This window comes from Mycoplasma marinum (assembly GCF_004335975.1).
In the GTDB taxonomy this organism is placed as follows: domain Bacteria; phylum Bacillota_I; class Bacilli_A; order Mycoplasmatales; family Metamycoplasmataceae; genus Mycoplasma_K; species Mycoplasma_K marinum.
In genome coordinates, this window is record NZ_PSZO01000003.1 from 73,511 (window position 1) to 85,884 (window position 12,374).

The 12,374-nt window shown below is 29.5% G+C and carries 9 protein-coding genes; all 9 read right to left on the reverse strand.

Translation table 4 applies throughout. The features are described 5' to 3' along the window. Positions 1-22 precede the first annotated feature (22 nt). Positions 23-1,225, reverse strand: coding sequence for a replication-associated recombination protein A (locus C4B24_RS01120; protein WP_131598525.1), 1,203 nt, complete (start codon positions 1,223-1,225; stop codon positions 23-25). Between the two features lie 252 nt (positions 1,226-1,477). Next, positions 1,478-2,665 carry an elongation factor Tu gene (tuf, locus tag C4B24_RS01125; protein ID WP_394343186.1) on the reverse strand — a complete coding sequence of 396 codons (1,188 nt, stop codon included), beginning with the start codon at positions 2,663-2,665 and terminating at the stop codon, positions 1,478-1,480. Positions 2,666-2,948: 283 nt separating this feature from the next. Beyond that, complete coding sequence (locus tag C4B24_RS01130; protein WP_131598529.1) at positions 2,949-4,730, reverse strand: Na/Pi cotransporter family protein; 1,782 nt, start codon at positions 4,728-4,730, stop codon at positions 2,949-2,951. 141 nt (positions 4,731-4,871) lie between these two features. Continuing rightward, positions 4,872-5,525 carry a phosphate signaling complex PhoU family protein gene (locus tag C4B24_RS01135; protein ID WP_131598531.1) on the reverse strand — a complete coding sequence of 218 codons (654 nt, stop codon included), beginning with the start codon at positions 5,523-5,525 and terminating at the stop codon, positions 4,872-4,874. A gap of 2 nt (positions 5,526-5,527) precedes the next feature. Continuing rightward, positions 5,528-6,352 (reverse strand): phosphate ABC transporter ATP-binding protein, encoded by an 825-nt coding sequence (locus C4B24_RS01140; RefSeq protein WP_131598533.1) that lies wholly within the window; start codon positions 6,350-6,352, stop codon positions 5,528-5,530. Further along, positions 6,328-8,289: a phosphate ABC transporter permease PstA gene (pstA, locus tag C4B24_RS01145; RefSeq protein ID WP_131598535.1), complete on the reverse strand. Its 1,962-nt coding sequence runs from the start codon at positions 8,287-8,289 to the stop codon at positions 6,328-6,330. Before pstA ends, C4B24_RS01140 begins: the two co-directional genes overlap by 25 nt. Continuing rightward, positions 8,283-9,341, reverse strand: a complete 1,059-nt coding sequence (locus C4B24_RS01150; RefSeq protein ID WP_131598537.1) for a PstS family phosphate ABC transporter substrate-binding protein — start codon at positions 9,339-9,341, stop codon at positions 8,283-8,285. The genes pstA and C4B24_RS01150 overlap by 7 nt, the downstream gene beginning before the upstream one ends. A gap of 168 nt (positions 9,342-9,509) precedes the next feature. Beyond that, positions 9,510-10,190, reverse strand: coding sequence for a winged helix-turn-helix domain-containing protein (locus tag C4B24_RS01155; protein ID WP_131598539.1), 681 nt, complete (start codon positions 10,188-10,190; stop codon positions 9,510-9,512). A gap of 105 nt (positions 10,191-10,295) precedes the next feature. Then, entirely contained in the window at positions 10,296-12,368 is a 2,073-nt protein-coding gene (gene fusA / locus C4B24_RS01160) for an elongation factor G (protein ID WP_131598541.1), read from the reverse strand. Positions 12,369-12,374 lie beyond the last annotated feature (6 nt).

A 12,374-nucleotide genomic window follows, 5' to 3' on the forward strand; every position in this document is an offset into this window, starting at 1 on the left:
ATACTAAACTAAATTAGTATTTTTATTTTTTTACTTCTTCCCAATATTTTTTTATCCTTTTTTCGTTTGCATTATCACCATATTCAAAGAAAACTTTATCTTTAATTTCATTTGGAAGATATTGTTGACTAACTCAGTTATTTTTAAAATTATGTGGGTATTTATATTCGATCTTACCTTTAAGTTTTGAAGCAGAAGCATAACTTGAGTCCTTTAAATGTTGAGGTGGAATATAAATATGTCCGTTTTCTACAAATTCTTTTGCCTTATGCATAGCAAGGTAGGCTGAATTAGATTTGGGAGAAGAAGCTAATTCTACAAGTATTGTACCTAAAGGTTGATATGCTTCTGGAAAACCCAATCTCTCTATAGCATTGATTGCAGAATCAATTTTCAACCCCATTTGTGAATTAGCTATACCAATATCTTCATATGTAAAAGCAAGCATCCTTCTAAACATGCCATCTAAGTCACCAGTTTTAACTAAAATAGCAGCATAATATAAGACTGCATCGATATCAGAACCTCTTAATGATTTATGGAATGCTGAAAGTAAATCATAGTGTCCATCCCCTTTTTTATCAGAGTAAAATTGAATTGAAGGTGCAACAGAAATTAATATCTCTTCTGTTATTTCATCATTTGGATATATTTGAGAAATTAAGTCAATTAAATTTAATGCACTCCTAAAGTCACCCGCTGATCTAATAGCTATCATTCTTAAAACATCATGGCTAATCTTTATTTGAAGGTCATATTTTTTTATTACATGTTTAAGACCTTGAATAATATCTTCTTCGTCAATAGGTTTTAATTCTAAAATATTCATCCTACTTCTTACAGCTGGATTTATTACAAAATAGGGATTTTCAGTTGTTGTTCCGTAAATAACTATTTGTGCATTCTCCATATAAGAAAGTAATATATCTTGTTTATCCTTATTTAATCTATGTATTTCATCAATTATTATTATTTCTTTATTTGAAATTAAGTCAACTAATTCACTTTTAGAATCTTTTGAAGCATTAAAAACACCATAAGGCCTCTTCATCTCTTTTGCAATTATAGTTGCCAGTGTTGTTTTACCTATTCCTGGTTTTCCGTAAAATAAAAATGATTTAGTTATCTTTTTACTTATTATATTGTCTAGTAATGTTTTTAAGTGCTTTTGACCAACAATATCATCAATATTATTAGGTCTAACTTCATGTGCTAAATTTATCATATAGAAATTATATAAAAAATAGCTTTATAAAGTTATCTTTTATTACAAACTATATATATTTCAAATATATTGACAATAATAATATTTATAACTATTAAACTTAATGGCAAAAATACTTATATAGACTTTTGCTAATAATTATATATTTTAAAAAATAATAAAATTAGACAATTATATTATTGTGTTGTTTAATGTGAAACTTTGATTAAAAAAATAATCCTTTCGGATTATTTTCAATGTTAATTTGGTTAATTATTCAATAATTGAAACAACTGAACCAGCACCAACTGTACGTCCACCTTCTCTAATTGAGAATTTTGTTCCTTCTTCAACAGCAACTGGGTTAATAAGGATAACTTTTAATTCAATGTTATCTCCTGGCATAACCATTTCTGTTCCTGATGGAAGTTCAATTCCACCTGTAACGTCTGTTGTTCTAAAGTAGAACTGAGGTTTATAGTTTTTAAAGAAAGGAGTATGTCTTCCACCTTCTTCTTTTTTAAGTGCATAGATTTGTGCTTGGAATGTTGTATGAGGTGTAACTGATCCTGGTTTAGCAAGAACTTGTCCACGTTCAATATCTTCTCTAGCAACACCACGTAATAGGATACCTGCATTATCTCCAGCAAGAGCTTGATCAAGCATTTTTCTAAACATTTCGATTCCTGTTACAACAGTTTCTTGTGTATCTCTAATACCAATGATTTCTACTTTATCATTTAGGTTAAGTGTTCCACGTTCTACACGTCCTGTAGCAACTGTTCCACGTCCTGTGATTGTAAATACATCTTCAACTGCCATTAGGAATGGTTTATCAGTATCTCTTGTTGGTTCTTCGATGAATTCATCAACTGAGTCCATAAGTTCCATGATTGCGTCTTCATATTTAGCTTCACCTTCAAGTGCTTTAAGAGCTGAACCTTTAATAACTGGTGTGTTATCTCCGTCAAATCCATACTCTGTAAGTAATTCTCTAACTTCCATTTCTACAAGTTCGATCATTTCTTCTTCACCTTCAAGCATATCCACTTTATTTAAGAAGACAACCATTTTAGGAACACCAACTTGTCTTGAAAGTAAGATGTGTTCTCTTGTTTGAGGCATTGGACCATCAGTTGAAGCAACAACTAAGATTGCTCCATCCATTTGTGCAGCACCTGTAATCATGTTTTTAACGTAGTCAGCGTGACCTGGACAATCAACGTGAGCGTAGTGTCTTTTCTCTGTTGAGTATTCAATGTGAGAAGTGTTAATTGTAATTCCACGTTCTTTTTCCTCTGGAGCGTTATCGATTGATGCGTAATCTTTAGCTTCTGATAGTCCTTTTTTAGCTAGAACTGTAGCGATTGCAGCTGTTAATGTTGTTTTACCGTGGTCAACGTGACCAATTGTACCAATATTAACGTGAGCTTTACTTCTGTCAAATTTTTCTGCCATTATAATTTCCTTCCGATTTTATTTAAATTTACTTAAATAAATCTTTTAATTTTGTTTTTTATATATATTTTATTGCGTTTATTCGAATAAACCACCTATGCCAAGTCTTTCATCTTGGACCCATCCATTTTTATTCTTGTGCAAATAGTTATACTATATATGCTTTAATATTTTATCATAAATAATTATTGAATAACAATTAAAATATATGAAACTACATACAAATAAAAGTGCCACATATATATTGGGCACTTTTTTCATTTATTTTCAATAATAAGTAGTTTTTTTATTCATGTGTATTTGAGAATAATTCTTCTGTTAATTCTTGAGAAAGCTTAAATTCTATTGGTTTTTTTCTACCTTTTCTTTGGTAGTTACTTACTCTCCCAGCATGATGCGACGTTCTTTCTAATAGTCTTACCACTTTTGCAAAATCAAATTCTAAATTATAAAAAGTTTTTTTACTTATTCTCTTAATATTTATTTCAATAGCAGCTTTACTCAATGCATTAAAAGCTTTTTGAAGAGCTGCGATATCTTTGTGTCTTGCATATGTATATTCATCAACTTGTTTGTATGCACGTTTAGTCATTGACATAACAGTTGATAATAAACCTTTGAAGTCTTGCATTGTAGCGTCATCAATTTTAAATCTTTTTTCTTTTTTATCATATGTTTTTTTGAATATCCTCAAAATACGATGCATTAATTCAGTTGTAGCATTAATTGATCTTAAAGATAATACAAGTGATAATTGTTTACTTGAAAGCTCCTCAGTTATGTCTTTTGAACCCAATTCTATTAAATATGAAGACAATTTCATTCTTACTTGTTCAATCAAAGTATGAATTTGTTCGAATAATGCATAATGTTTTTTATCTTTTGTTTTTATGTAAAGTTTTAATTGATTTTCGGCTTCATAAGCCATTTTACCCATTTCAGTAGAAACTTTTTTAGCAGCCTCATAAGCTAAAATTGGAGACTCATGAATAAGTTTTTCTGAAAGGCGCAAATCAAATTTATAGTCTTTAGAAGTATTCTTCTCCCTTACAATTTGTGCAGATACTCATGCAAGTTGTTTGGTAAAAGGTATAAACATAATAACTAATACCGTATTGAATAACAAGTGACCAATAGCCAAGTCAAAATCATTTCCTTTTGGAGTAGGATTCATTTTTTGGATAGCTTCACCATAAACACCAGTGGCAATTAACGGCATTATTATAAATGATGTAACTATGTTTGTTATTAATCAAACAACAGCAATTCTAAGTGTATCTTTCTTACCTGAACCAAGAGAGGCAATTAATGCAGTAAATGTTGTACCAATATTAGCACCAACCACCATTGCTAATGCTGGTGTTAGTGCCATACCATCTGGGTAGAAACCTTGAACTATTGTAACGACAGCTGATGATGATTGGAGTAATCCTGTCATAGTCATAGAAACAAACAATGCAGCAAATGGATTAGAAATAGTTTTCAACCCATTTTTAATTGAAGGTATTCCCGCTATGTTTTTGAATCCAAGACCCATCACTTCCAAACCAATAAAGATAGCTCCAATCGCAAAAAATAACATCGCAACTCTTGTTTTTCTTTCTTCAGAAGTAACAATCAATCCAAAAGCACCTAAAAAAGCAAAAGAGAATAATGAATATTTAACGTATTTGAATGAATCAATATCAGCAGAAGCAACAATTATTGAAGTTGTTGCCGTACCAATGTTAGCTCCCAATATAAATGCTATTGCAGTTTTTAAATCTAATAAACCAGCCGCAACTAATCCAATGGCCAATGCAACAGCACCATCTGATGATTGTATCATAGTTGTAAATAAGACACCAACGAAACAAGCTATTAAAGGATTTTTCTTTAAAATTTTCATAACTTTTGTTATTTTAGTTCCAGTCATTTGTTTCAAAGAAGAAGACATTAATTTAATAGAAACTAAAAATAGTCCAAGGCCAGCCAAAGCAAACATAACTAAGATAAATATACCAAGTGAACTATTAGGAATAAGTTTTAAGATTATATTATCAGTATTACTCGTATTATCTATCTTCAAAATATTCTCCTTTTACTACACATTTAACAAACTCTTAATGAATCGTGTAATTTATTTATATTATTTATAACATATTAAAAGCAAAAAAAATGAATAAAAAAAATCACAATACAATTGAAAGTAATGCGTTCTTTTTATTTTTTAAAGTTTTATCCTTTTATTTGTTAATATATATAAGATATTTTCGCATATATCTACGATATGATCTGCAGCTCTTTCTAATGAATTAACAACATTTAAAACATAAATTCTTTCATTAATTAACTTTTTATCTGTTTTATTAGTAACAGATTGAATTATTGATTTTCTAATTTTATTAGTTCTATCATCAATTACATCATCCATATTAGCGGTTTCTAAAATAAAATCCTTTTCCTCTAAATTGATAACGTCATAAAGCCTGTCCAACATTTCCCTAAAAGGTTTATGCACATTTCTAATTCTTGATTGTGAAGAAGGTGAAATTTTATCTTCTGATATTATTGTAAATTTTGCAATCTTTCTTGAGTGATTTGAAATAGATTTTAATTCCTTTGCAATCATTAAATAACTTATTGTTCTTCTAAGTTCAATAGCTAATGGTTTTTTTGTTAAGCTAAAAATTATCTCAGATTCAAGGATAGAAAACTTTTTATCAAATTCATTTCTTAAGTCAAATACTTTCATTGCTTTTTTAGTTGACATTAATGAAATGGCTTTCTTTGATTGATAATTCATTTCTATAACAATTCCAACTAATTCATTTAGTAATGTTTTTAATTCATTTGTACTAGTATTTATTATGTGTTCGTTCATATCTACCCCATTTCTCCATTTATATACTGAGATGTTAAATCTTCTTTAGGATTTGTGAATATTTTTTTAGTTGTATTAAATTCGATAAGTTCTCCCATATAGAAAAAAGCAGTTCTATCTGAAATTCTTGCTGCTTGTTGCATAGAGTGTGTAACTATTATAATAGTAAATTTTTCTTTAAGTTTCTTCATTAAATCTTCTATTTTTGCAGTAGCAATTGGATCTAATGCGGAAGTTGGTTCATCCATCAGTAATACCTCAGGAGACATAGCAATTGCTCTTGCAATACATAATCTTTGTTGTTGTCCTCCAGATAAACCATTTGCAGGATCATTCAACCTATCTTTAACTTCTTCTCAAAGTGCAGCATCTTTTAAGGATTGTTCAACTATTTCTTTTATTTGTTTTTTATTTTTAATACCCGCACTTTTTAAACCATAAGCAACATTACCAAAAATAGACATAGGAAAGGGATTGGGTTTTTGAAAAACCATACCTACTTTAGTTCTTAAAAGCGATACATCAATTTTATCTTTTTCTTTTGAAAATAATTTTTTAAAACTATTTTTTTCACTATTCATTCTTATTTTTTTAGAAATTAATCCCTTATTTTCCATTAATAGTGAACCATTAACTTTAACGCCTTCAATTAAATCATTCATTCTATTAAACATTCTAAGTAATGTAGATTTACCACAACCAGAAGGACCAATAAATGCAACAACTTCTTTTTTAGGGATATTTAAAGATATATTTTTCAGCGCTTGTTTTTGTCCACTTAAATATCAAAGATTTAAATCTTTTACCTCAAAATAATTTTCTTGCATAATTTGCCTCTTTTCTTAATTTTAAATAAATTTTTAAATTTTAATTTTCCTTCAGATTTTTTATTTAAATATCAACCTACTATATTAGCTAATAAATATAGAAAAATTATAAGTATCATCGCTACAAATGCTGCCTCTCAAGCTCAAGAGTCACCTTTAATTAAATCAGAAGGTGTAGTTGCATTTACATATATTCTAGTTGTAAGCACTTGTGCACCAGAATTACTTTTAATATGCCAAGCTGGTGATAATCCCATAACTAAGTATACAGGTGCTGTTTCGGAAATAACCCTTCCAATTGAAAGTATAATTCCTGTAATAACTCCTTTTAAAGCAGTTGGTATAACTATTTTAAATATTGTTCTAACTTTTGAAGCGCCCAATGCTAATGAAGCGTTTCTTAAGGTTTGAGAAACATTTTGCAATGATTGTTCCACAGTTCTTGTAAACATAGGTAAAATAACTATTGACATTGTTAAAATCCCTGCTGTCAATGAGAAAGTTTTACCCATTTTAAGTGTTTGTATGAAAAATACCATCCCAAACATACCAAATAATATTGAGGGTGTTGACTGTAAAGCATCCATTAGAAATTTCATAACTTTTGAAATTTTACTTTTCGAAGAATACTCACTAAATCAAATAGCTAAACACATTGCAAATGGGAGACAAAGTAATATTGCACCAAAAACTAATATGCAAGTTACAATCAATGCTTTACCAACTGTATCTCCGTGACCTTTTTGAATATTTGTTAAGTGTGAAAATTCAAAATATTGTCCACCTTTTACTAACACATATCCGAAAATTCAAAAAACTAATGAAAACCCTATAGAAACTGCTAATATTTCCGAAAATGTTTTCCTTTTTTGATAAAGGATCCTTTTCTTTAAATCCTTATTTTTAACAAAGAACATAATATAGTTAATAATATTACTTTTAATCTTGCTTACGTATTCTAAAATATTTACTTGAAATCATTCTATAGAACTATTTTTTATAAGAATGTATTTATTTGTTGTTACTTTTTTCACTTTCTTTATTTTTTTAGTCCTAAATATATAAGCTGTAAATCCATTTATAATTAATATAAAGATAAGTATTATTAAACCTATAGAATAAACATAACCTCTTGATATACTAACGTCACCACTTTGAGGGAACATATTATTAGGAATTATAGTTGCAACATTACCTGAATTACCTCTTAAAAATCCTAGAAAACCTTCGGAGTGACTAAAAGGGTTTATTGGATGTGATTGTATCAACATGGATACTGCCATTGTTTCACCAATAACTCTACCAACAGATAATACCGTGATAACAATTCTTTGTTTTCTAATTGATTTTAATACAACTTTATATATTGATTGATTAGTTGTATTGCCCAATGCTAATGCACCATTATAATAATTATCTGGCACACCTTTCAATGCATTCAAAGTTAAAGAAGATATAGTTGGTATTATCATCATTGTTAAAACTATAATTACAGAATACACTGATCCAGATGTGAAATTTGCATTAAATATTTTTGCAACTAAAGGAGATAGTGCAAATATCCCGAATAATCCAAATACTACAGAAGGGATACCTGCAAGTAATTCATTAATAAATCTAAATATAGATTTAAGCTTTTTATTTTTAATTTTAAAGAATATGAATATAGCAATTCTAGTACCTATTCACATCGCAATAATTAATGATAGGAAAGCAATTACAAATGTTGTTATCAAACCATCTATTATCCCGTAAGTTGAATTAAATTTGTGTGCTCAATTTTCATCTTTGAACATTGGCAATGTTTTTATAAAAACAAAACCTATAATCATAAGAATTATTGATGCAGAGACAAAAGAAACCAAAAGAACAAAACTTTTGAAAAGTTTGTTCAAAATATTCTTCTTTTGTATATGTTTTGTACTATTATTTATCATTTGATATCTATTTTCAATCCATTTTGACCGTTAATTTTGTTTGATTCCAACATTTCTTTGTCATTAATTGAGGTGATCCCTTCAGCTTTTAATTGTTCTTTAGTCAATTTTAAATACCCAACGCTAGGAAGTACTGCTTGACCTTCTGGTTTCAACATTGACTCAACAAATTTAATTAAGTCATTTTTATTATCAGCACTTGCATTATAAATAACATTTAATGGTCTAGCTCAATTATAAGTTTTACCAACATTTGCTGATAGTGGAATCATTTCATGTCCTTTTGAATCTGTTAAAGTAACCTTTGAAAACTCACCTTCATTATTTGCTGTTGCCTTTTTAATCAATGAATCAGCAACACCTAATGAAAGATATGTAATACCATATTTTTTATTAGTTCCTTTTAACGTATTAAAGGCTTCACTATTGGCCTCTGATGTTGTATTAGTAACACCATTTAATTCACTATTTTTAGGGTGATGAGATATTTTATTTTGATCTGTACCTGATAATTTACCTAAACCAATTCCAAAAATTTCTGCTGTACCTGATTTATCAGGATTTTCTCTTGATAAAACCTCAACATTACTTAGAGAAGCATCACTTCCAAAGATATTTTTAGCAGAAGCAAGTCACTTTGCACTACCTTTTGATTCGGTAAAAATTGAAAGAATATCACTTATATTAGCTTTTGAAGTTTTTTTACCTTTAATAACTATTGATAAACCATCAATACCAACTGTCACTGTTCTAAATTTTTCAGAACCAATTATTTCCTTTGAATCAGGAGTTGCTGACATATTCCCAAAATCTACACTACCATCAATTATTGCTTTTTGCCCCGCTCCAGATCCACCTCCAGCAACTTGCACCTCAATATCATCATATTTTTTTGCAAATGCTAACATAAATGGAAGCACTGTTGATGATCCTTTTGCAGTTAAAGCTGCATCATCATTGCCACCACATGAAACAACTGTTGCAATTGGTGTTGCTATAGAAGCCATAATTGACAATGCACCTAAACTATATTTAATACTTTTATTTTTCATTTGATTCTCCCTTTTAAAATTCTTGATTAAATTGTGACTTAGCACATAAAATTATTATAGAAAAAATAAAAAGGCATAGTCATTAATTACTAATAACATTTGTTAATTTTCTTTAACATGTGTTAATGCATAATAATTAAAAAAGAAAAATAGAGATAATTCTCTACTTTATAGCATTTTTATTCTGCTAGATTTATCCTTAACTATTAAAACTTCATTGCCAATTTTTTTCTTTATTCTGTGTAAATATTGATCTAGTGTTCTACTAACGTCTTCATCATAACCTCAAATAGATTTAAATATTTCTGCTTTAGTTAAAAAATCTTCATTATTTTCTACTAGGAATCTAATTAATTTAAATTCTTTTTTTGATGTTTCTACTAATTTGCTTCCAATGAATATTTCATGGCAAATTGAGTCAATCTTTATATTTTTATATTTAATCACTGATTCAATAAAGTATTTTTTTGATTTTCTCTTTAAAATAGATTTCAATAAAGATAATATGTATTCATTTTTAAAAGAACCCTCGCAAATATAATCTATATTATTGATGAAAAGATTGGTTGCAATCTCTTCAGTTATTTTTTCTCCAACAAACATAGTATATAAATGTTTATTGTTAGCTTGTATTGCATCGATTATTTTTGAATCGATTATTTTTGGATCTATTGAATCAAAAATTAACAAATGAACTTTTTTATTTATAATTTCATCTATTTCCTCAATAGTTATTTTATGCAATTCAATCCGATAATTCTTTTTAAGTTCTGTAAAAATTTCTCCTCTTATTCTTTTGTGGCTTTCTCTAATTTGGTAAATTTGTATTTTAATTTTTTTATCTGTCATATTATTTATATTTTAATATAAGATTTCGTTTTAGAACAAAAGACATATAAAAATAACATTAGCAAATAAAAAAACCAATCGGTCAATCGATTGGTTCCAAGCTTATTATTTAGCTCTTTTTTTAATAATTTCTTCTCTTACTGACTTAGGTGCAGCTTGATAGTGATCAAATTGCATTTGGTATGTACCACGACCTTGAGTAAATGATCTTAGTTGTGTTGCATAACCGAACATATTTGATAATGGAACGTCAGCTCTAACAACTTGTGCTCCATCAGATCTTTCTTCATTACCTTTAATTTGTCCACGTCTTGATGAAATATCACCCATAACGTCTCCAAAGTATTCAGAAGGAACGATAATTGAAACATCCATGATTGGTTCTAAGATTGTAGCTCCAAGATTTTCCATTCCTTTTTTAAGCGCTTTAGAAGCAGCAATTTTGTATGCCATTTCTGATGAATCGACATCATGGTATGAACCATCGAATAAAGTAGCTTTAACATCGATCATTTCATAACCAGCAACAATACCGGCTTTAAGAGCGTTTTCAACCCCAACTTTAACTGAGTTGATGTATTCTTTAGGAACTTTACCACCAACAATAGCATCAACAAATTCAAATCCTTTGTTTTGGTTTGGTTCAAATTCAATTCATACATGACCATATTGTCCCTTACCACCTGATTGTTTAACATGTTTACCTTCACATTTAGCTGCTTTAGTAATTGTTTCACGATAAGCAACTTGTGGAGCACCAACATTTGATTCAACTTTAAACTCACGTTTTAGACGATCAACGATAATATCTAAGTGTAATTCACCCATACCAGCGATAATTGTTTGACCAGTGTCATCATCTGTATAAGTTTTAAATGTTGGATCTTCTTCAGCTAGTTTTTGAAGTCCTAATGATAGTTTTTCAGAAGCAGCTTTTGAAGCTGGTTCAAGAGCAAGTGAAATAACAGGCTCTGGGAATACCATTTGTTCTAGAATAACAGGATTTTCCATGTTTGTTAGTGTATCACCAGTTGTTGTATCTTTAAGACCAACTCCAGCAGCGATATCTCCTGCTCTAACTTCATCTACTTCTTCACGAGAATTAGCGTGCATTTCTAAAATACGACCAATTCTTTCTTTTTTACCTTTTGTTGCATTGTAAATGTAAGAACCTTTTGAAAGTACACCTGAATATACTCTAAAGAATGTTAATTTACCAACAAATGGATCAGTCATAATTTTGAATGCAAGTGCTGAGAATGACTCTTCATCTGAAGAAGGTTTTGTTGTTTCTTCGCCATTTTCTAATACACCTTTAATAGCAGGTACATCAAGTGGTGAAGGTAAGAAATTAACAACACCATCTAATAATGTTTTTACACCTTTATTTTTAAAGGCTGTACCACACAATGCTGGGAAGAATTGTGATGTAAGTGTAGCTTTACGAACAGCAGCAGATAGCATTTCAGCAGGAACTTCTTCCCCATCCAATGCTAACATCATTAGTTCTTCATCAAAATCAGCAACAGCTTCAACAAGTTCTTGTCTTTTAATTGTTGCAATTTCTAATAAATCCGCAGGAATTTCCTTGATTTCTGGTTCTTCTTGGGCTGCACCATCATAATAGTAAGCCTTCATTTCGATAAGATCTATTAGACCTTCAAAATCATCCTCTGCTCCAATGTTTCATTGAACAGGAACTGCATTTCCACCAAGTCTTGTTCTAACTGATTTAACAGCTTCTTCAAAGTTTGCTCCAGCTTTATCCATTTTATTAACAAATACAATTCTTGGAACATGGTAGTTTGTTGCTTGTCTTCAAACTGTTTCAGTTTGCGGTTCAACACCTGATTGTGCATCAAGAACTGCAACTGCACCATCTAATACACGTAGTGAACGTTCAACTTCAACTGTGAAGTCAACGTGTCCTGGTGTATCAATAATGTTAATTCTTTTATTTTTTCAAAAAGCTGTTGTTGCAGCTGATGTAATTGTAATACCACGTTCTTGTTCTTGTTCCATTCAGTCCATTTGAGATTCACCAGTATGTATTTCTCCTATTTTGTGGATTTTACCTGTGTGGTAAAGAATACGTTCTGTAGTAGTTGTTTTACCGGCATCGATGTGGGCCATGATACCAATATTTCTATAATCTTTAAGGTCAAATTCTCTTGCCATATTGGG